Here is a 19,182-nt window from a genome sequence, read left to right as displayed (position 1 = left end):
CGGCGTACCGGGCGACCGACATCACCGACGAGGGGCAGTGCGAGGCGCTGGCGGGACTGGCGCGGGAGCGGTTCGGCCGGTGCCCCCGCCCGCCCTCTGCGGGTTCCTCCTGCTGCTGGCCCTGGTGTTCGGGGGGTCGTACGCCGTCGGGGCCGCTGCCGGGCCCGTGGCGCCCGGCATGCACGGCACCGGGACCGGCCGGGGCGGCGGCGCGGGCGACGGCGGCGCGGGAGGCATGGACGACATGGGGGACCGGCACGGGGGGAGTCACTGATGGGCGTGCGGCCCGTGGCGGCCCTGGTGACGACCGACCTGACCGTCGGCGGGATGACCTGCGCGGCCTGCGTGCGGCGGGTCGAGAAGAAGCTCGGGAAGCTGGACGGGGTGACGGCCACCGTCAATCTGGCCACCGGGCGGGCCCGGGTGACCCATCCGGCGGAGATCGCGGCCGAGCAGCTCGTCGCGGCCGTCGAACAGGCCGGCTACCCGGCCGGACTGCCCGATCCGCCCGCACGGCAGCGGGAGGAGGACGAGGACGCGGACGCCGCGGGCGGCCGGCCGGAACGCGACCGGCTCCTGGTCACGGCGCTGCTCGCGCTGCCGGTGCTCGTGCTGTCGATGGTGCCTGCCCTGCAGTTCCGGAACTGGCAGTGGCTGTGCTTCGTGCTGGCCGCGCCGGTCGCCGTCTGGAGCGCCCGGCCGTTCCACACCCGGGCCCTGCGCGGCCTGCGGCACGCGACGGCGACCATGGATACCCTGGTCTCGCTGGGCGTGACGGCCTCCTTCTGCTGGTCGGCGTACGCCCTGTTCCTCGGCGGTGCCGGCCGGCCGGGCATGCGCATGCCGTTCACCCTGGTGCCCTCGGCCGCGGACGGCGCCGCGCACCTCTACCTCGAAGCGGTGGCCGGCGTACCGCTGTTCGTCCTGGCCGGCAGGTTCCTGGAGGCACGGGCCCGGAGCGGGACCGGGGCGGCGCTGCGGTCGCTCGCCCGGCTGGCCGTCAAGGAGGTCTCGGTCCGGGAGGGCGGCTCCGAACGGCGCGTCCCGGCCGAGCTGTTGGCCGTCGGGCAGGTCTTCGTCGTACGCCCCGGGGAACGGATCGCCACCGACGGCGAGGTGGTGGAGGGCAGCTCCGCGGTGGACCTGTCCCTGGTCACCGGCGAGAGCGAGCCGGTCGAGGTGCGGCCCGGCGCCGCCGTGGTCGGCGGAGCCGTCAACTCCGGCGGACTGCTGCTCGTACGGGCCACGGCCGTCGGCGCCGGCACACGACTGGCCCGCATCACCCGGCTGGTGACCGACGCGCAGGCCGGCAAGGCGCGGGCACAGCGGCTGGCCGACGCGGTGGCGGGCGTCTTCGTGCCCGTCGTGCTGACGCTGGCCGTCACGGCACTCGGGTTCTGGCTCGGTGCCGGAGCCGATCCACAGGCCGCGGTCACCGCGTGCGTGGCGGTCCTGGTCGTGGCCTGCCCCTGCGCGCTGGGCCTGGCGACACCGACCGCGCTGATGGCCGCCACCGGGCGGGGTGCCCGGCTGGGCGTGCTCGTCAGCGGGCCGCAGGCGCTGGAGGGACTGCGGCACATCGACGCCGTCGTCCTGGACAAGACCGGCACGCTCACCTCCGGCCGCATGACCGTGGCCCGGGTCACGGCTGTACCCGGCGGGCGGGGCGGGGACGCGGTGCTGCGGCTGGCCGGCGCGGTCGAGCGGGGCTCGGAGCACCCGTTGGGCCGGGCCGTCACCGCGTACGCCCGTCGGGTGCTGCCGGACGAACCGCTGCCGGAGGTGGCCGACTTCGACGCCGTGCCGGGGCAGGGGGTACGGGGCCGTGTCGAGGGGCGGCTCGTCGAGGTCCTCGCACCGGACGGCGCGCTGCCCCCGGCCCTCGCCGACGCCCTGTCCGTGGCCGAGGCCGCCGCCCGCACCCCCGTCCTGGTCCGTGTCGACGGCGTGGCCGAGGCCCTGATCGAGGTCGGGGACGTCCTGCGCCCCGGCAGCTACCGTGCCGTGGACCGGCTGCGGCGCCTCGGCGTCCGGCCGGTGCTCGCCACCGGTGACCGGGAGGCGCCCGCGCGGGCCGTCGCGTCGGCCCTGGGCGTCGACGAGGTGCACGCCCGCTGCTCGCCGGAGGACAAGGCCGCCCTCGTCCGCCGCCTGCGGGAGCAGGGGTTGAGGGTCGCGGTCGTCGGGGACGGCGTGAACGACGCCGCCGCGCTGGCCTGCGCGGACCTCGGCATCGCCCTGGGCACCGGTACCGACGCGGCCGTCGCGGCGGCCGACGTGACGCTGGTCCGCGGCGACATCGAGACTCTTCCGGACGCGGTCCGGCTCGCCCGGCGCACACTGGGCACCGTCCGCGCCAACCTCGTCTGGGCGTTCGGCTACAACGCCGTCACCGTGCCGCTCGCCATGGTCGGCCTGCTCGACCCGATGCTCGCCGCGGCCGCCATGTCGGCCAGTTCGCTGCTGGTGGTCGGCAACAGCCTGCGGCTGCGCGCCTGGCGGCCCACACCCGCCGGCAGGCCCGCATCCGCCGGGAGGCCCACACTCGCCGGGAGGTCCGCCCGATGACCGGACAGCACCCCTGGCGGCCGTCGGTCCGCCGGCTGGCCGACACCCTGCTCGCCGCACTCGCGCCCGTGGCCGCGTGCAGCCTCGCCCTGGGCGGCCTGACCACCTGGACCGGCGCCGGGAAGGCGGGCAGCCCGCCGCGGATCGCCGTCTCCTCCGGGCGGGTCCTCCTGCCGTACGGCGACAGCACGGAGACCGCGGCGTTCTTCACCGTCTCCAACCTCGGCGGTTCCGACGACCGGCTCGTGGAGGTGACGTCCACCGGCACACGCGGCGGCACCTCCCTCAGCCGTCACCGCACCACCGGCGGCGGAGCCGCCTACAAGGCCGACGTGGACGCGGTCACCGTCCCCGCCGGCGGCGAACTGGTCATGTCGCCGCACGGCGTGGACGTGACCCTGCGCGGAGCGGGCTGGCGGGCGGGCGACCTCGTGACCTTCACGCTGCACTTCGAGCACAGCGCGCCGGTCAGGACGCTCGCGGTGGTGACCCGCCCCGGCGATCGGGCCTCCTGAACACACATGTCGGGCGGGAATGCCGGTGAGTTCCAGCGGAACGCGGTGGTCTGGATCACAGCCCGGGGACTGAGTGCGGAACCCGGTCGATTTCCGTACCCGTCCCCGACGACCGCGGCCCGGATGCGAGGATGAGGCGCCATGACAGCAGGGTGGTGTGCTCGCACGATACGGGCCGCGGTGTTCGCGGCCGTATGCGTCGTGCTCGCCGCCCTGGGCCACGTCCTGATGTCCGGGCGCGATGTGCCCGCCTGGGCCCTGGCCGCCGGCCTGGTCGGGACCGGTGCCGCGGGCTGGTCCCTGGCGGGGCGGGAGCGCGGGCTGCCGTTGGTCGTGACGGTGGTGGTCGCCGCCCAGACCGTGCTGCACGAGGCGTTCGCCTACGCCCAGTCGGCGTCCGGCGGTCCGGCCGCCGTGGACACCATGGCCGCCATGGACATGGGCTCGATGCGGATGGGCTCGATGCAGACCATGGACATGGGGTCCATGGGCACGGGACACATGGGCATGGGGCACATGGGCGTGCACCACATGCTCCACGCGGACCCGCTGGGCCATTCCATGGGCGGCGGTTCGTCGTTCGGCATGCTCGCCGCCCACCTGCTCGCCGCGGTGCTGTGCGGCCTGTGGCTGGCGTACGGCGAGAAGGCCGCCTTCCGGATCCTGCGGGCGGTGGCCGGACGGCTGGCCGCGCCGCTGCGGTTCCTGCTCGCCCTGCCCGCCGTCCCGGACCGTCCGCGCCTCCGCATCCGGCGCCGCCGCTCGGACCGGGCGCCGCGCCTGCTCCTCCTCGTCCACGCGATCACTTCTCGGGGTCCGCCCGCGGAGACGGCTGTCGCCTGACGACAGCTGGTTCCCCGGGGCCGCCCGTTCGCGCCCCGGCCACGGCCGTACGACCGCACAGGCGGGGCGGACGCTTCGTCACCTCGCCGCCGTAGGGCCGTCTCTCCCCCTTCACCGGACCGCGCGCGCACGCGCGCCCACGGTCCGGATCACGGTCGACCCGAGAAGGACACCAGTGATGACCTCCGTCCTGCCCGCTTCGCCTGTCCGAAGCGACGCAAGCAGTGCCGAGAGCAGTGAAACGACCAACGACACGACCAGCGACACGACGGCCGCGCTCGACGCGTCGATCACCGCGTGGGCGCTGGCCGCCCGAGGCGGTGACGTGCGCGCGGTGGAGCGGTTCGTGAGCGCCCTGCACCGGGACGTCCAGCGCTACGTCGCCCATCTGTGCGGCGATCCCCAGGCTGTGGACGACCTGGCGCAGGACACGTTCCTGCGGGCGCTCGGCAGCCTGCACCGGTTCGAGGGGCGTTCCTCGGCCCGGGCCTGGCTGCTGTCCATCGCCCGCCGCGCGGTGATCGACAGCTACCGGTACGCCGCCGCCCGGCCCCGTCTGTCGGACGTCCCGGACTGGCGGGTGGCCGTCGAACTGGCCCAGCCGCAGGGCCTGCCCGGCTTCGACGACGGCATAGCCCTGCGGGACCTGCTGGACTCGCTGCCCGACGACCGCCGCGAGGCGTTCGTCCTCACCCAGCTGCTCGGCCTGCCCTACGCGGAGGCGGCCGAGGTCAGCGACTGCCCGATCGGCACCGTCCGCTCCCGCGTCGCACGGGCCCGCGCGACCCTGCTGGCCCTGCTGGACGCGGCCGACGCCCCCGCCGCCCTGGCGGCCTGACGACCCGGCAGGGTGCCGGTGCCGGCCGGCCGCACCCCGGCACCGGCACCGGCACACGGCACCGAAGCGGTGCGAACGCCCGGGAACCGACGGCGCCTCGGCCCCGACTTCTGGACCGGGTGACGGAGGCTCGCCCGCGTACCGAGTGGATCCGGGAGTTGTTCGATGCGTTCTGGTGTGGGGGGCTCTGCGGCGGCCGTCGTGCTCGCCGGCCTGCTGACGGCGGGCTGCGGCGGCGGGGAGAAGGACACCGGGAGCGCCCAGCAGGCCGGAAGACCCGCCCAGGGCGCCTACCCGGTCTCCGTGACCGACTGCACGGGCGCCAGAACCACCTTCTCCGCCGCCCCGAAGCGGATCGTCACCAGCAACGCCTCCAGCCTGGAGCTGCTGCTGCGCCTCGGCGCCGGCGACAAGGTGATCGGCACCGGCTTCCCGCCCGGCAAGGGCACCCTGCCCGGCCCGCTCGACGCGCGGGCGCAGCAGGTGAGGGTGCTCGGCCGGACCGTCATCCCCAAGGAGAAGCTGCTCGGCTCCGGTGCCGACCTCTACATCGACACCTTCGCCGCCATGGGGAGCATGGGCGGCGGCGGCATGGGGGACGCCCCGACGCCGGAGGAGTTCCGGGCGGCAGGCATCCGGCACGTCTACCTCAAGTCCACCGCCTGCGCGGCGCAGCGCAAGACCCCGGTGACCGACCTGTCCGCGGTCGAGGCCGACATCACCTCCCTCGGCGCCGTCACCGGCACGAGCGCGCGGGCCAGGGAACTGGTCGCCGGGATGCGGCAGAAGGTGACGGCCGTGCGCAAGGCGGTCGGCGGCACGCCGGAGAGCGAACGGCCGACGTACTTCTTCTTCGACTACGACGCCGGCACCAAGCAGCCCGTCGTCACCTGCAACCGCCAGCTCGCCAACGCCGTGATCAGCCTGGCCGGCGCCCGCAACGTCTTCGCCGACTGCGACGGCGACTACCGGCAGGCCGGCTGGGAGGACGTGATCGCCAAGAACCCGGACTGGATCCAGCTCGGGGTCCGCGACCGGGGCAGCGAGGCGGCGAACAAGAAGGCGTTCGACGAGGCCGAACGGTGGCTGAGGTCCAACCCGGCCACCAAGGGTCTCACCGCGGTGCGGGAGGACCACCTCCTGCGGATCGGCTCCGAGCAGACGACCATCGCGGGCGTGCGGAACGCCGACACGGTGGCGGCCATCGCCGCGGCCGTCCACCCCGGCAAGGCCGGCTGACCGTGGCCCTCACCCTGGTGCGCCGGAAGGCGGCGGACTCCGGGACGCGCGGCAGCCTGCGCGCCGGTCCCCTGGCGGCCGTACTCGCCGTTGCCCTGCTGGCCGCGCTGACCGCGGCCGTGTCCTGGGGCTCGACGTCCATTCCGCCCGGCGAGGTGTGGGCCGTGGTCGGCAGGAGACTGTCCGGGCAGGAGCCGCGGCCCGGCACCGACGACCTGATCGTCTGGCAGCTGCGGGTGCCCCGCGCCCTGCTCGCCGCCCTCGTCGGCGCCGGACTCGGTGTCGTCGGTACGGCCGTGCAGGCACTGGTGCGCAACCCGCTCGCCGACCCCTACCTGCTGGGCGTCTCCAACGGTGCCTCCCTCGGGGCGGTGGCCGCGATCGTGCTCGGCGCCGGCACGGGCGGGGCGCTCGGCCTGGGCCTGTCCGGCGCCGCCTTCGCCGGGGCCCTGGCCACCTTCGCCGCGGTGTGGGCGGTGGCCCGGCGCGGCGGGGGCTTCGCACCGCTGCGGCTGGTGCTCGCCGGGGTGGCGATCGGCCAGTTCCTGTCCGGGTTCACCAGCTACCTGGTGGTGCAGGCCGGGGACGAGCAGCAGACCCGCAGTGTGCTGTTCTGGCTCATGGGCAGCCTGAGCGGGGCCACCTGGCAGCTGCTCGCGGCACCCGCCGTCGCCGTACCCGTCGCCCTGCTCTGGCTGCAGGCGCGCGCCCGGGGCCTGAACGCCCTGCTGATGGGCGACGAGACGGCCGCCGGGCTCGGCGTCGACGTCACCCGGCTGCGCCGCGAACTGTTCACCGTCACCAGCGTGCTGACCGGTGTCCTGGTCGCCGTCTCCGGCGCGATCGCCTTCGTCGCCCTGATGGTGCCGCACGTCTGCCGCCTGGTCGTCGGCGGCGACCACCGGCGCCTGCTGCCGGTCTCCGCGCTGTTCGGGGCGGTGCTGCTGGTCGTCGTGGACATCGTCTGCCGTACCGCCCTGGACACCCAGGAGCTGCCGGTGGGCGTGGTCACCTCGCTGCTCGGGGCCCCGGCCCTGCTGTATCTGCTGGACCGGCGGCTGGGGAGCGGCAGGTGAGGATCGCCATCGAGGACCTGCACGTCGCCTACGCCGGCCGGACCGTCGTCGCCGGCGCCCGTCTGATCGCGGCCGAGGGCGAGATCACCGGTCTGGTCGGCCCGAACGGCAGCGGCAAGTCCACGCTCCTGCGCACCGTCTACCGGCACCTGAAACCGACCGCCGGGCGCGTGCTGCTGGCCGGCACCGATCTGCGCGAGCTGAGCGCGGCCCGGTCGGCGCGGCACGTGGCGGCCCTGCCGCAGGAGCGGGGGAGCGACTTCGAGCTGACCGTGCGCGAGGTCGTCGCCATGGGCCGCACCCCCTACAAGCGTGCCTTCGCCGGGGAGGACGCCGCCGACCGGGACACCGTCGCCCGTGCCCTGGCCGACGTCGGCATGGACACCCACGCGGAACGCCGGTTCACGGACCTGTCCGGCGGAGAGCGCCAACGCGTCCTGCTGGCCCGGGCCTTCGCCCAGGAAGCCGACGTCCTGGTCCTCGACGAGCCGACCAACCACCTCGACATCCGCCACCAGGTGGAACTGCTCGCCCTGCTGCGCGGCCGGCGCCGTACCACCCTGGTGTCGCTGCACGACCTCAACGCCGCCGCGTCCGTCTGCGACCGCCTCCACGTGCTGCACGCCGGATCGGTCGTCGCCTCCGGGCCGCCGCGCGAGGTCCTCACGCCGGCCCTGATGGCGGAGGTGTTCGGGGTGCGGGCGGCCGTCGCCGACCATCCCCTCACCGGCGATCCGCTGATCGCCGTCGACCACCGGGCGCCGGCGGACGAGACGGGACGAGGCCGCCCCTGGGCAGCTCACCCCGGACGGTGCGGGGCGGAAGGATGACGGACCACGGCCCCGGTGGGCACCAGCCCGGGCCCACGGCCGCCGGTGAGGACCGCTGGCTGCTGGTGGCGGTGGCGGGCATGCTGTCGTTCGTGGCGATGCTCGACATGAACATCGTCAACGTCGCCCTCGCGGACATCGCCGACGGCCTGCACGTCTCCGCCGCGACCGCGCAGTGGGCCGTCCTCGGTTACCAACTCCCCGTGGTGGCCCTGCTGCTGCCCGCCGGGCGGTGGCTCGACGAGGTGGGGACGCGCTCCGCGGTGCTCGCCGCGACCGCCGGTTTCGCACTGTGCAGCGTGCTGGCGGCCGCCGCCCCCTGGATGGCCTGGCTGATCGCCGCCCGCCTCGCGCAGGGCGCGTTCGGCGCGGTGCTGTTCGTCCTGATGCCGGTTCTCGCGATCCGCTCGGTACGGCCCCCGAAGCGGGCGCGGGCGATGAGCGTGCCCGCGACCCTGGGCCCCCTGGGCGCGGTGACCGGGCCGGCGGTGGGCGGGCTGCTGCTGGACCATCTGGGCTGGCACTCCGTCTTCCTCGTCAAGGTTCCCGTCTGTGTGCTCGCCCTGGTGGTGACCCGGCGCGCGCTGCCGCCGGACGGCGGACTGCGCCGGCCCGGCCGGCGGTCGGCCGGGGACGCGCTGCCGGTGGCCGCCGGCGTGGCGGCCCTGCTGCTGGCGCTGACCCTGGCGTCCGGCCGTCCGGCGTGGCTGCTGCTCGCGTGCGCGGCCGTGCCGCCACTGTGGTGGTGGGCGCGCGGTCCCGGCGGACGTCCGGTGACCGGCGTGCTGCGGGTCCCGGGACTGCTGCGGGCGCACGGGGCGGTGCTGGCCCTGGCGGCCGGCTTCGCCGCCGCGCACTACGTCGTCGCCCTGCGCCTCCAGCGCGACGACGGCGTCAGCGCCACGGCGACCGGGCTCACCGTGCTCGCCTTCCCGCTCGCCATGGGCCTGGCCGGCCCGCCGGGCGGCCGCCTCGCCGACCGGTACGGCGCCCGGCCCGTGGCGGTCGCCGGCGCCGCCCTCACCGCCATCGGCCTGCTCCTGCTCGTCCCGTGGGACGGCGCCTGGTCACCGCCGGACGTGGCCTGGCGGCTCGCCCTGGCCGGCCTCGGCATGGGCCTGAACGGCGGCCCGACCCAGGCCCTGGTCATGGGCACGGCGCCACCGGACCGCCTCGCCACCGCCGGCTCCACGGTCCAGCTCGCCCGCAGCCTCGGCTTCACCCTCGGCCCCGCCCTGGCCACCGCGGCCTGGGGACTGACCGGCGCGCCACGCGCGGGACCGGCCCTGGCCGCCACCGCCGCCTGCCTGGCCGTCCCCCTGCTCGCCCTCCCCGGCCACCGAGCCGCCCGTCCCTGACCCAGGAGCCACCCGTATGTGCGCAATCACCGGCTGGGTGTCCTTCCACCACGACACTCGCACCGAGGCCCCCGGCACGGAGTCCGTGACCACCCCCCGGCACGCCTCCGCCGCCTGCCGCGCGCTCCCCCTGCGCGCGCTCCCCGGTCGCCGTCCGTCCTTCCTCTAGGAGTCAGCCGTATGTGCGGAATCACCGGCTGGGTGTCCTTCCACCCGGACGCCCGCCCTCAGGCCCCCGGCACGGAGTCCGTGACCGCCCCCCGGCACACGTCCGCCGCCTGCCGGGCCGTCCCCCTGCGCGTGCTCCCCGGTCGCCGTCCGTCCTTCCTCTAGGAGTCAGCCGTATGTGCGCAATCACCGGCTGGGTGTCCTTCCACCCGGACGCCCGTCCTCAGGCCCCCGGCACGGAGTCCGTGACCGCCCCCCGGCACACGTCCGCCGCCTGCCGGGCCGTCCCCCTGCGCGTGCTCCCCGGTCGCCGTCCGTCCTTCCTCTAGGAGTCAGCCGTATGTGCGGAATCACCGGCTGGGTGTCCTTCCACCACGACGCCCGCACCCAGTCCCCCGTCATCGGGGCCATGACCGCGGCCCTCGCACCCCGCGGGCCCGACGCCGGCGGCGTGTGGCTCGGTGAGCACGTCGCGCTCGGCCACCGTCGCCTCGCCGTGATCGACCTCGACGGCGGCACGCAGCCGATGACCGACCGGCCCGAGGAGCCGGCCCTCGTCCTCAGCTACAGCGGTGAGGTCTACAACCACCACGAACTGCGGACCGAACTGCGCGCCCGCGGCCACGTGTTCCGCACGCGCAGCGACACCGAGGTGGTGCTGCGGGCGTACGCGGAGTGGGGCGAGGACGTCGCCGACCACCTCGTCGGCATGTTCGCCTTCGCCGTCTGGGACGAGCGCGCCCAGCGGCTGCTGCTGGTCCGCGACCGCCTCGGCGTCAAGCCGCTGTTCTGGGCGGCCGTCGACGGCGGCCTGGCCTTCGCCTCCGAGCCCAAGGCCCTGTTCGCCCACCCCCGGATACGGCCCCGCGTGGACGCGGACGGGCTGCGGGAGGCGTACAGCCTGCTGTTCAACACCGGGCCGACGGTGTGGTCCGGCGTACGGGAGACGGAGCCCGGAACCCTGCTGATCGTGGACCGGGACGGCATCCGCCACCGCCGTTACTGGCAGCTGGAGGCCAGGGACCACACCGACGACCGGGACACGACGGTGGAGCGGATCCGGGACCTGGTCGGTACGGCGGCCCGCAGCCGGCTGGAGGCCGACGTCCCGCTGTGCAGCCTGCTGTCCGGCGGCCTCGACTCCACCGTGCTGACCGCCCTGCTCGCCGACGAACTCCGCCGCCGGGAGGGCGCGCAGGCGAGGCTCCGCTCGTACGCCGTCGACTACAGCGACCAGGCGGAACGGTTCACCGGCGACGTCCTGCGCACCGGCCACGACACCCCGTACGCCGCCGAAGCCGGCGCCTTCATCGGCACCGAGCACAGCACCGTCGTCCTCGACCCGCACTCCCTGCTCGACCCCGAGCACCGCAGGGCCGTCGTCGTGGCCCGCGACTCGCCCATCGGCGTGGGCGACATGGACACCTCGCTGTACCTGCTGTTCGGCGAGATCCGCGCGCACTCCACGGTCGCCCTGTCCGGCGAGGCCGCCGACGAGGTCTTCGGCGGCTACCCCTGGTTCCACAACCCCGAGGCACTGGCCGCGGACACCTTCCCGTGGCTGCTGGTGACGGGCGACGAGGCGGCCATGCCCCTCAACCCCGAACTCGACCTGCGCATCGGCGAGTTCCGCGCCGACACCTACCGCACCGCCCTGGCCGCCGTACCGCACCTCGACGGCGAGACGCCCGTCGAGCACCGGCAGCGCGAGATGCAGCACCTGTCCCTGACCCGCTGGCTGCGCCAGCTCCTGCACCGCAAGGACCGCCTCAGCATGGCCCACGGACTGGAGGTCCGCGTCCCGTACTGCGACCACCGGCTCGTCGAGTACGCCTTCACCGTGCCCTGGGCACTGAAGAGTTTCGACGGCCGCGAGAAGAGCCTGCTGCGCGCCATCGGCACCGGCCTCGCCCCCGACTCGGTCCTGTACCGCCCCAAGAACCACTACCCGGCCACCCACCACCCCGACTACAACCGCGGCCTGCAGAACCTGGCCCGCGACGCCCTCGCCACCGCGCAGGTGCGTGCCCTGGCCGACGAGACCCGCATCAAACCCTGCCTCGACACCCCGCCCGACCGGCTGGAGTGGGGCCACCGCCTGCGCCTCGAACGGGTCGTGGACCTCGCCCTGTGGCTGGACCACCACCAGCCCGAACTCGCCCTCTAGGGAGCCTTCCCATGACCCTCCAGGAACCGATACCCGCCACCGGTCCGGGCACCCTGCCCGACCCGGTCCCGCTGACGGGCTGCCCCTACAAGGCCGACCCCTACCCTCTGTACGAGCGGATGCGCGAGGCCGGCCCGGTGCACCGCGTCCTCTTCCCCAGCGGGGTCCACGCCTGGCTCGTCACCGGCTACGACGCCGCCCACGCCGCGCTGAACGACGACCGCCTGGGCAAGAACCACGACCGCGGCAACGACCGCTGGCGCGCCCGCGCCTCGATCATGCCCGAGCCGCAGCACTCCCAGCTCCAGGTCCACCTCCTCCACCAGGACCCGCCCCGGCACACCCGCATGCGGCGCCTCGTCAACGACGCCTTCACCCCGTGCCGCATCGAACAGCTCCGCCCCCGCTTCCAGGAACTGGCCGACGCGCTGGTCGACGCCCTGCCCGAGCGCGGCCCCGCCGACCTCGTCGCCGGCTTCGCCGCCCGCTTCCCCTTCCAGGTCCTCGCCGAGGTCATCGGCCTCCCCCCGGAGCCGGCGGCCCGCTTCGACCGCGACTGGGGCAAGGTCGTCCAGCCGGTCGGCCCCACCGACCCGGGACGCCCGCTGTACGAGGCCCGGCTGCACGGCCTGCAGCACTACATCGCCGACGTCGTCGACCACAAGCGCGCGCACGCGGAGGACGACCTGCTCAGCCGTCTCGTCGCGGCCCGCGACCGGCGCGAACTGTCCCAGGAGGAGCTCGACTCGATGATCTTCCAGCTCCTGGTGGCGGGCCAGGAGCCGGTCACGAACCAGATCACCACGGCCCTGATCGCCCTGTTCCGCCACCCCGGCCAGACGGACCGCCTCCGCGCCGACCCGCTCCTCCTGCCCCGGGCGGTGGAGGAACTCCTCCGCTACGACAGCGCGTTCGAGCTCACCACCTGGCGCTTCTTCGACCGGGACAGCGACCTGTACGGCACCGAGGTCCCGGCCGGCGACTCCGTGATCATCAGTCTGTGCGCCGCCAACCGTGATCCGCGCCGCTTCCCCGACCCCGACGTCCTCGACCTCGACCGCAGCCCCAACCCGCACCTCGCCTTCGGCCACGGCATCCACTTCTGCCCCGGAGCCGCGCTCGCCCGCACCGAACTCCGGATCGCCCTGGGCACGCTCCTCACCCGGCTGCCCGGCCTGCGCCTGGCCATCGCCGACGAGGCCATCGAGTGGATCCCGTCCGTCCTGGGCCGCGGCACCAACCACCTGCCCGTCACCTACGACCACCGCCTCTGACCCGTCTGCGGCGACCGGCTCCGAGCACACGGCTCGCTCCGCCTCCGGGCGGGCCGCCGGTTCCGATTCGGGTTCGGGGCGGGCCGTCGGTTCGGGTTTGGCGCGGGCCGGGTTCGGGTGGGCTGCCGATTCGGGTTCGGGTCTGGGAGCGGACCGGCGCCGAGCACGCGGCTCGCTCCGCCTCCGGGCGGGCCGCCGGTTCCGATTCGGGTTCGGGGCGGGCCGAGTTCGGGTGGGCTGCCGGTTCGGGTTCGGGGCGGGCTGGGTTCGGATGGGCTGCCTGTTCCGGTTCGGGTCTGGGGCGGACCGGCGCCGAGCACGCGGCTCGCTCCGGCTCCGGGTGGGCCGCCGGCTTGGGCTCGGGCTCCGGTTTGGGGCGGATCGGGTTCGGGCGGGCTCCTGTTCCGGTTCGGCTCTGGAGCGGGCCGGGTTCGGGTGGGCCGCCGGCTCCGGCGCGTGGTTGTCCGTTCCGGCTCGACCGCATGCCTCGGCTCCGCCCTGCGGTCGGCCGGTCCCGGACGCACCGCCGGGTCCGCCCCGCGGCCGGCCGGTCCCGGACCACCGCCGGGTCCGTCCGGCGACCGGTCCCGGTCGGCTCCGGCCCGCGGCGACCAATCCCGGGCGCCGGCTGGCCGCGGCTGACCCGCCGCACTCAATCGACGGCGCCCGCCCGCCTACCGCCGCGCCGTGCCGCCACGCGGCCGTGCCCTCGTGCCGCCATGTCCTCATGTCCTTGGGAGATCCGCCATGCCGCTGACGACCGCGTCGGACACGCGCCTCACGCGCATCAGCGCCGCGATCCTGAACGTCCTGCTGCCGTATCACCGCACGACGGACCGGGCCCCCGCCCCGCCGGACGCGTTCCCGCACCAGCTGCGCCGCATCGCCGACTTCGTCCGGGACGGCGCCCCCGTCGTCTTCACGCTCCCCGGTTTCCCCTGCAAGTCACCCAACCCGGCCAAGGTCCTCGGCCACCTGCCCGACCAGGGGGAACGCCTGTCCCTCAGGTTCCTCCACACCCTGTGCACGGAGATCGAGCGCATCCACCCGCCCGGCGCCCAGGTGATCATCTGTTCCGACGGCCACGTCTTCGGCGACCTCGTCCAGGTGCCCGACGTGCACATCGACGCCTACGCCGACGAACTGCGCCTGCTCATGACCCGGCAGGGCCTGACCGGACTGTCCCTCTTCGACCTGCGCGACGTCCTGGGCGACCTCGACCACGACACGCAACGCGCCCACGTGCACCACCGCTACGCGCCCACCGTGGACGCCCTGCGCGCCGAGATCCGCGCCGACGAGCACGCCCTCGCCCTCTACCGCGGGATCACCCGCTTCCTCGTGGAGGACACCGCAGGCTGGACCGGCACCCGCTCCGCCCTCCAACGCGCCTGCCGACAGCGCGCCTACGGTGTCATCCAGCGCAGCCGCGCCTGGGGAGCCCTGATCGCCGAGCACCATCCCCGGGCCGTACGCCTGTCCATCCACCCGCAGCCCGTCGGCGCCCCGAAGTTCGGCATCCGTCTCCTCGACGCCCCGGACGCCTGGACCACCCCGTGGCACTCCACCGCACTGCGCCGCGCCGACGGCATCTGGACGCTCGTACCCCGCGCCACGGCGGCCCGCCTGGGTCGGCTGGTGCACCACGACGGCCGTCCCAGCCACTTCGAACAGGCCGGAGCGTACTCGCGTCAGGACGAAAATCTATCTCAATGAGAGTACATTTCCCTCTCCCGGCAGAGGAGGAAGCCTGCCGTGATCACCGCTCAGTGGCCCGGGTGCCGACTGGGCCGCATAAGCTCTGCTGTCATGTCGAACCCTGATGAGCTGCTCGTCGCCATCTCCGCCGCGGTGGAGTCCGAGCGAAGCAATCAGATGTCGCTGACCGTGGTCGTCGGCGGTGCCGTCATCACCGGCCGGCTGGCCCCCGAGGCGGTGTGGCGGGAGCGGGTGGCGGAGGTCCTGAAGGACTCGGACCGTCTCGGCCCGTTCTCGGACGTCTTCGCCCGTGGCCCCCGAGGCGGCGGGGCGGGCCGCGGCGAGCCGCCCACGCATCTGCACTTCCACCTCGCCCGGATCCTCCAGGGCAGCCTCGGCATCCCGGAGACGGGCGGCATGTACCGGGTCGCGATCAAGGACGTCAGCGCGTGGACCGTGGGCGATCTCAGCTACTCCGACCAGTGACACCGGCCTGAGCGGCCCGAGTCGTCGCCGGGCCGCAGCCCTGCCCTGCCGCGGGGGCGCTCCGCGGCGGGCGCGGTCACAGCCAGGGGTTCCCGGCGGTGTTCCCGGCGGTGCAGTACTGCCGTCGAGCGTTTCCGCGCACACCGCGGTGACCTCCCGCGACGGTCCGCACGGCACCACCGCCGTCACCGGCGGCCGCGCGTGTCCCCCTCGCCGCCAGGACGACGCACACCACCGCCAGCGGAAGTTCCGCGCCGAACGCCATCGCCACCGCGGAGACCAGATCCGCGCCCGGGGCCGCCGTCATGGTGTCGAACCAGGCGTCGGCCACCAGCAGCGTCGCGGTGGCGGTGGCCGTGAGCGGGTGCAGGCGGTGGCCGCGCCGGGCCAGCAGCCCCGTGCCGACCAGACCCAGGGCCTCCAGGGCGTCCAGGCCGGTCCACACGATCCGCTCGTGTCCGGTGACGGCGGCTCCGGGCAGGCCGCCGGCCAGCACGACCAGCCAGGGCAGCAGGGCCAGGCCGCAGCCGACCAGGACGTGTTCCACCCCGTACCGGCGGCGCGTCCCGCCGCCGGCCGGCCGGTGCGCGGCGGCATGCGGTCGGCGGTCACTCGGCGCGCTCATCGGATCGGTCCCCTCGCGTTCCCGGCTCTTCCTCACGGCCTCCAGCCTCCGCCCCGCGGCGATCACCGTCAGTAACGCGGCTGCCCGTTCCGTGGTGGCACCAGCTGCACCCCCGGAGCGGACACCTGCGCCATGGATCACCGCTGACCTCGGCGCCTACCGTCTTCCCATGCATACGACTGCCCGCCCGGCGCGCGCGATCACGCGGCCGTTCCGAGGAGTCGGACGCCCGGTCGCGTTTCTCGCCACGGGCGTCCTGATCCAGCTCGGTGTCCTGCTCGTCCTGGCACTGCCCTGGATGCTCTTCGTGCCGGCCGCGATGTGGGCCGTCCTCCTCGCGGTCCTCGCCCCGTCGGCCGCCGTCGCGCTGGCCGGGCCGCTGCTGACCGCCGCGCAGCACGGCCGTTTCCGCACCCGGCTCGGCGTGGACATCCCCTCGCCGTACCCGGGCCGGCGTCCCGGGCCGCGCGCGTGGCTCCAAACCCCGGCGGGGCGGCGGCAGTTGGTGTACCACCTGCTGGACGGGCCGCTCCTGGCCCTCGCGGCGGCCCTCGTCCTGCTGATGTGGACCGCGGCCGGCGCGGCCGTCACCGTCTACGGATGGCTCTGGCTGGTACCCCTCGACTGGCGCGTCGACCACCCCGGGTACACCACCTGGGCGGCTTACGTCACCGCGGCGGGCACAGCCCTGCTGTACCTGGCGGCCTGGCTGTCCGGCGCCCTGTCCCGGCTCGACACCCGCGTCGCGACCGTCCTGCTCGGGCCCAGCCGTGAGGAGCGGCTGGCACGCCGGGTCGACGACCTGACCGAGAGCAGGGCGGGCCTGGTGGCCGCCGTGGACGCCGAACGGCGGCGCATCGAGCGGGACCTGCACGACGGCGCCCAGCAGCGGCTGGTCTCCCTGGCGGTCAACCTGGGGCTGGCCAGGGCGACGCTCGGCGACCTGCCCGAGGACGCCCGCCGCGTGATCGACGAGGCGCACCGGGAGGCGAAGGAGACGATCGAGGAGCTGAGCGGTCTGGTGCGCGGGCTGCACCCGGCCGTGCTGGAGGACCGCGGCCTCGACGCCGCGATCTCGGGCGTCGCGGCCAGGGTCCCCCTCCCGGTCCGGGTGAAGGCGGACCTGCCGTCGCGGCCGTCGCCCACGATCGAGGCCGTCGCCTACTTCGTCGTCTCCGAAGCGCTGACGAACGTGGTGAAGCACGCCGAGGCGTCCAGGGCCGAGGTCACCGTGGAGCGTTTCGGGCCGACGCTGCTGGTCGTCGTCGGCGACGACGGTGTGGGCGGCGCCGATCCCGCCGGCGGCACCGGGCTGGCGGGGCTGGCCAGACGGGTCGCCGCGGTGGATGGCACGCTGTCGGTCGACAGCCCCGTCGGGGGGCCGACCGTGCTGACCGTGGAGCTGCCGTGCGTGCCGTGATCGCCGAGGATTCCGTGCTGCTGCGGATCGGCGTCGTCAAGGTCCTGGAGATGGCCGGGTTCGAGGTGGTCGCCGAGGCCGGTGACGCCGAGACGCTCCTGTCGGCGGTCGAGGAACACCGGCCGGACATCGCGGTGGTGGACGTCCGCATGCCGCCCGGTTTCACGGACGAGGGCGTCCGGGCGGCGCTGGTCATCAAGCGGCAGTCTCCGCGGACGGCGGTCCTGCTGCTCTCGCAGTACGTGGAGGAGCGGTACGCGGCCGATCTGCTGTCCGCCCACACCTCGGGCATCGGCTACCTGCTCAAGCAACGGGTCGCCGACGTCGAGGAGTTCGTCGACGCCCTGCGCCGGGTGGCGGCCGGCGGCACCGTCCTGGACCCGCAAGTGGTCTCCCAGCTCCTGGTACGCCGCCACAGCGACCCCCTGGACCGGCTCACCCCCCGCGAACGCGAGGTCCTGGAACTGATGGCGGGCGGTCGCTCCAACGCCGGCATAGCCGAACAACTCGTGGTCAGCGAGAGCGCGGTGGCCAAACACATCAACAGCATCCTCGCCAAGCTCGACCTCCCGAGAGCGGAAGCGGACCACCGCCGGGTCCTCGCCGTCCTCCGCTTCCTCGGCGTGTCCTGACCGGACCGCGGAAGGCTCCGGCCCCGCGGTCTCCCGCGGCCCGTCAGCCGTCGCGTTCGATCCACTCGCCGCCGCCCAGCGGGTAGTCGTAGCCCGGGCGGCCCGTGCCGGCGCTGGTCCGGAACGGGGTGCCGTCGCCGTCGATGTGGAGGGTGCCGCGGCGGTTGCCGCTGGACCAGTCCAGGGTGAGGTCCCATCGCACGTCGTGCGCCTTGGTGTGGGCGGTGACGTAGAAGACCTCCGGGTCTGACTCGCTCACCTTGTACGGGAAACCGCGCTGGCCGTTCTTGACGGTGACCGTGGGACTGCCGTTGTCGAGGTCGACGTCGAACGACTTCGTCTCGACACCGCCGCCGCAGCCGACGCCCATCGAGTAGTCGTTCCAGGCGAGCGGCGCGCCCTTGGTGAGGACGCGTACGTGCAGCGCCTCCAGCACCACGGTGTCCTCGCCGGTCCCCTGGACGGTGAGGGCGACCCGCTGGTCGCCCGAGGACACCGCCCCGTACGCGGCGGCCCAGCGCGGGGCGTCCTGCTCGTTCGCCGGCGGGCCCACCTGCCCGGGTTCGCTGTCGACGAGGAAGTGCTGGCTGCACGGGCTGTCGTAGACGTAGGGACGGACGCCGACGGTGAGCGGTACGGCGCCGGAGGCGCTGCCGTCGGTGCGCCGGGTCCCGCCCTGCCGGCCGCCCCGGGACCTGCCGGACCCGGCCCCCTCGGATCCGGCGCCTTCGGATCCGGTGGCCCCGGACCCGGTGGGGGAGGCGGAGGCCGATGCGGACGGCTCGTGGCCCTTCGCGCTCGGGGACGGCCGCGCGGACGGCTTCCCGGAGTCCGCCGTACCGGTCATCGCGGCGGTGGCACCGGCCGCCCGCCGGTCCCCGGTGTCGGACCCGCCGCCGTGCGGGTGCACGGTGAGCACCACGGCGCCCAGCACGGCGGCCGCCGCGGCACAGGCGATCAGCACGGTACGGCGACGACGGGGCGGACGGGGACCGCCCGGCGGCGCGACCTCGGGCGGTACGTCGACGGCGACCGGCTCACCGGTCCCGCCCCCGCCCCGCCCGGCTGATGCCGCCGAGCCGGGGCCGCCGTCGGTCGCGGGCGTCCCGCCGGCCTCGGCGGCACCACCGGCCTCCTGAGCCGGAGCCGCCGCCGCGGCCCTGTCCGCCCTGCTTCCCCGGGCCGCGTCGGCCAGGATCCAGCGCCGGTGCAGCTCCACCAGCTCCTCCGGCGTCGCCCGGCAGACCCTCGCGAGGCGCTCCACCGGTGCGTACTCGACGGGCACCGCCGTGCCGTTGCAGTAGCGGTGCAGCGTCGACGTGCTCATGTGCAGCCGCTTGGCGAGCGTCCCGTAGCTGAGTCCCGAGCGGTCCTTGAGCTCCCGCAGCAGCCGGGCGAACGCCTCCGTTCCGCCGGTCCCCGTTGTCCCCGACACCCGTTCCCCG

The 19,182-nt window shown here is 74.9% G+C and carries 20 protein-coding genes; 18 read left to right on the top strand and 2 right to left on the bottom strand.

Translation table 11 applies throughout. The annotated features are described in order from the left end of the window. Positions 1-37 precede the first annotated feature (37 nt). The 16 genes from ABZ923_RS11210 to ABZ923_RS11135 all read left to right on the top strand — a co-directional run bounded on the left by ABZ923_RS11210 (position 38) and on the right by ABZ923_RS11135 (position 15,060). Positions 38-274, top strand: a complete 237-nt coding sequence (locus ABZ923_RS11210; RefSeq protein WP_361469757.1) for a hypothetical protein — start codon at positions 38-40, stop codon at positions 272-274. Continuing rightward, complete coding sequence (locus ABZ923_RS11205; RefSeq protein WP_361469754.1) at positions 274-2,568, top strand: heavy metal translocating P-type ATPase; 2,295 nt, start codon at positions 274-276, stop codon at positions 2,566-2,568. The genes ABZ923_RS11210 and ABZ923_RS11205 overlap by 1 nt, the downstream gene beginning before the upstream one ends. Then, on the top strand, positions 2,565-3,083 hold the full coding sequence (locus ABZ923_RS11200) for a copper chaperone PCu(A)C (protein ID WP_361469751.1): 519 nt from the start codon (positions 2,565-2,567) through the stop codon (positions 3,081-3,083). The genes ABZ923_RS11205 and ABZ923_RS11200 overlap by 4 nt, the downstream gene beginning before the upstream one ends. 141 nt (positions 3,084-3,224) lie before the next feature. After that, complete coding sequence (locus ABZ923_RS11195) at positions 3,225-3,926, top strand: hypothetical protein (RefSeq protein ID WP_361469749.1); 702 nt, start codon at positions 3,225-3,227, stop codon at positions 3,924-3,926. A 178-nt stretch (positions 3,927-4,104) separates the two neighbouring features. Then, positions 4,105-4,764 (top strand): sigma-70 family RNA polymerase sigma factor, encoded by a 660-nt coding sequence (locus ABZ923_RS11190; RefSeq protein WP_361469746.1) that lies wholly within the window; start codon positions 4,105-4,107, stop codon positions 4,762-4,764. A 165-nt stretch (positions 4,765-4,929) separates the two neighbouring features. Then, positions 4,930-6,003: an ABC transporter substrate-binding protein gene (locus ABZ923_RS11185; protein WP_361469743.1), complete on the top strand. Its 1,074-nt coding sequence runs from the start codon at positions 4,930-4,932 to the stop codon at positions 6,001-6,003. Beyond that, positions 6,000-7,079 carry an iron ABC transporter permease gene (locus ABZ923_RS11180; protein ID WP_361469828.1) on the top strand — a complete coding sequence of 360 codons (1,080 nt, stop codon included), beginning with the start codon at positions 6,000-6,002 and terminating at the stop codon, positions 7,077-7,079. Before ABZ923_RS11185 ends, ABZ923_RS11180 begins: the two co-directional genes overlap by 4 nt. Next, positions 7,076-7,909, top strand: a complete 834-nt coding sequence (locus ABZ923_RS11175; RefSeq protein WP_361469740.1) for an ABC transporter ATP-binding protein — start codon at positions 7,076-7,078, stop codon at positions 7,907-7,909. Before ABZ923_RS11180 ends, ABZ923_RS11175 begins: the two co-directional genes overlap by 4 nt. Beyond that, entirely contained in the window at positions 7,906-9,267 is a 1,362-nt protein-coding gene (locus ABZ923_RS11170) for an MFS transporter (RefSeq protein ID WP_361469737.1), read from the top strand. The genes ABZ923_RS11175 and ABZ923_RS11170 overlap by 4 nt, the downstream gene beginning before the upstream one ends. Positions 9,268-9,283: 16 nt before the next feature. Then, positions 9,284-9,436 carry a hypothetical protein gene (locus ABZ923_RS11165; protein WP_361469735.1) on the top strand — a complete coding sequence of 51 codons (153 nt, stop codon included), beginning with the start codon at positions 9,284-9,286 and terminating at the stop codon, positions 9,434-9,436. An 11-nt stretch (positions 9,437-9,447) separates the two neighbouring features. Next, positions 9,448-9,600 carry a hypothetical protein gene (locus ABZ923_RS11160; protein ID WP_361469732.1) on the top strand — a complete coding sequence of 51 codons (153 nt, stop codon included), beginning with the start codon at positions 9,448-9,450 and terminating at the stop codon, positions 9,598-9,600. Between the two features lie 11 nt (positions 9,601-9,611). Beyond that, positions 9,612-9,764, top strand: coding sequence for a hypothetical protein (locus ABZ923_RS11155; protein WP_361469729.1), 153 nt, complete (start codon positions 9,612-9,614; stop codon positions 9,762-9,764). An 11-nt stretch (positions 9,765-9,775) separates the two neighbouring features. Then, positions 9,776-11,602, top strand: a complete 1,827-nt coding sequence (gene asnB, locus ABZ923_RS11150; RefSeq protein WP_361469727.1) for an asparagine synthase (glutamine-hydrolyzing) — start codon at positions 9,776-9,778, stop codon at positions 11,600-11,602. Between the two features lie 11 nt (positions 11,603-11,613). Next, positions 11,614-12,876 (top strand): cytochrome P450, encoded by a 1,263-nt coding sequence (locus tag ABZ923_RS11145; RefSeq protein WP_361469724.1) that lies wholly within the window; start codon positions 11,614-11,616, stop codon positions 12,874-12,876. Positions 12,877-13,623: 747 nt separating this feature from the next. After that, positions 13,624-14,592: an isocyanide synthase family protein gene (locus tag ABZ923_RS11140; RefSeq protein ID WP_361469721.1), complete on the top strand. Its 969-nt coding sequence runs from the start codon at positions 13,624-13,626 to the stop codon at positions 14,590-14,592. A gap of 93 nt (positions 14,593-14,685) precedes the next feature. Further along, a complete protein-coding gene (locus ABZ923_RS11135) occupies positions 14,686-15,060 on the top strand; it encodes a hypothetical protein (RefSeq protein ID WP_361469718.1) in 375 nt (124 codons plus the stop codon). Between the two features lie 76 nt (positions 15,061-15,136). On the opposite strand, the gene ABZ923_RS11130 is transcribed toward ABZ923_RS11135, so the two are convergent. Continuing rightward, entirely contained in the window at positions 15,137-15,685 is a 549-nt protein-coding gene (locus ABZ923_RS11130; RefSeq protein WP_361469715.1) for a hypothetical protein, read from the bottom strand. 169 nt (positions 15,686-15,854) lie between these two features. On the opposite strand from ABZ923_RS11130, the gene ABZ923_RS11125 reads away from it, so the two are divergent. Both ABZ923_RS11125 and ABZ923_RS11120 read left to right on the top strand, forming a co-directional pair. After that, positions 15,855-17,105 carry a histidine kinase gene (locus ABZ923_RS11125; protein ID WP_361469712.1) on the top strand — a complete coding sequence of 417 codons (1,251 nt, stop codon included), beginning with the start codon at positions 15,855-15,857 and terminating at the stop codon, positions 17,103-17,105. Next, the gene (locus ABZ923_RS11120) at positions 17,093-17,737 is read left to right on the top strand and encodes a response regulator transcription factor (protein WP_361469709.1); all 645 of its coding nucleotides are present in this window, start codon (positions 17,093-17,095) and stop codon (positions 17,735-17,737) included. Before ABZ923_RS11125 ends, ABZ923_RS11120 begins: the two co-directional genes overlap by 13 nt. A gap of 43 nt (positions 17,738-17,780) precedes the next feature. Here ABZ923_RS11120 and ABZ923_RS11115 read toward each other — a convergent pair whose 3' ends face one another. Then, the gene (locus ABZ923_RS11115; protein ID WP_361469706.1) at positions 17,781-19,172 is read right to left on the bottom strand and encodes a helix-turn-helix transcriptional regulator; all 1,392 of its coding nucleotides are present in this window, start codon (positions 19,170-19,172) and stop codon (positions 17,781-17,783) included. Between the last annotated feature and the right edge of the window lie 10 nt (positions 19,173-19,182).

Origin of the sequence: Streptomyces sp. NPDC046881 (genome assembly GCF_040645015.1) — a bacterium.
In the GTDB taxonomy this organism is placed as follows: Bacteria; Actinomycetota; Actinomycetes; order Streptomycetales; family Streptomycetaceae; genus Streptomyces.
Note: the sequence above shows the minus strand (reverse complement) of the source record. Positions and strands in the feature narration are given on the sequence as shown.

Bases quoted from the DNA above. Each gene is read 5' to 3' on its own strand.
- ABZ923_RS11165 (WP_361469735.1), top strand. From the start codon at position 9,284: ATGTGCGCAATCACCGGCTGGGTGTCCTTCCACCACGACACTCGCACC.
- ABZ923_RS11160 (WP_361469732.1), top strand. From the start codon at position 9,448: ATGTGCGGAATCACCGGCTGGGTGTCCTTCCACCCGGACGCCCGCCCT.
- ABZ923_RS11145 (WP_361469724.1), top strand. From the start codon at position 11,614: ATGACCCTCCAGGAACCGATACCCGCCACCGGTCCGGGCACCCTGCCC.
- asnB (WP_361469727.1), top strand. From the start codon at position 9,776: ATGTGCGGAATCACCGGCTGGGTGTCCTTCCACCACGACGCCCGCACC.
- ABZ923_RS11155 (WP_361469729.1), top strand. From the start codon at position 9,612: ATGTGCGCAATCACCGGCTGGGTGTCCTTCCACCCGGACGCCCGTCCT.
- ABZ923_RS11135 (WP_361469718.1), top strand. From the start codon at position 14,686: ATGTCGAACCCTGATGAGCTGCTCGTCGCCATCTCCGCCGCGGTGGAG.
- ABZ923_RS11140 (WP_361469721.1), top strand. From the start codon at position 13,624: ATGCCGCTGACGACCGCGTCGGACACGCGCCTCACGCGCATCAGCGCC.
- ABZ923_RS11195 (WP_361469749.1), top strand. From the start codon at position 3,225: ATGACAGCAGGGTGGTGTGCTCGCACGATACGGGCCGCGGTGTTCGCG.
- ABZ923_RS11170 (WP_361469737.1), top strand. From the start codon at position 7,906: ATGACGGACCACGGCCCCGGTGGGCACCAGCCCGGGCCCACGGCCGCC.
- ABZ923_RS11200 (WP_361469751.1), top strand. From the start codon at position 2,565: ATGACCGGACAGCACCCCTGGCGGCCGTCGGTCCGCCGGCTGGCCGAC.
- ABZ923_RS11190 (WP_361469746.1), top strand. From the start codon at position 4,105: ATGACCTCCGTCCTGCCCGCTTCGCCTGTCCGAAGCGACGCAAGCAGT.
- ABZ923_RS11205 (WP_361469754.1), top strand. From the start codon at position 274: ATGGGCGTGCGGCCCGTGGCGGCCCTGGTGACGACCGACCTGACCGTC.
- ABZ923_RS11125 (WP_361469712.1), top strand. From the start codon at position 15,855: ATGCATACGACTGCCCGCCCGGCGCGCGCGATCACGCGGCCGTTCCGA.
- ABZ923_RS11185 (WP_361469743.1), top strand. From the start codon at position 4,930: ATGCGTTCTGGTGTGGGGGGCTCTGCGGCGGCCGTCGTGCTCGCCGGC.
- ABZ923_RS11130 (WP_361469715.1), bottom strand. From the start codon at position 15,685: ATGAGCGCGCCGAGTGACCGCCGACCGCATGCCGCCGCGCACCGGCCG.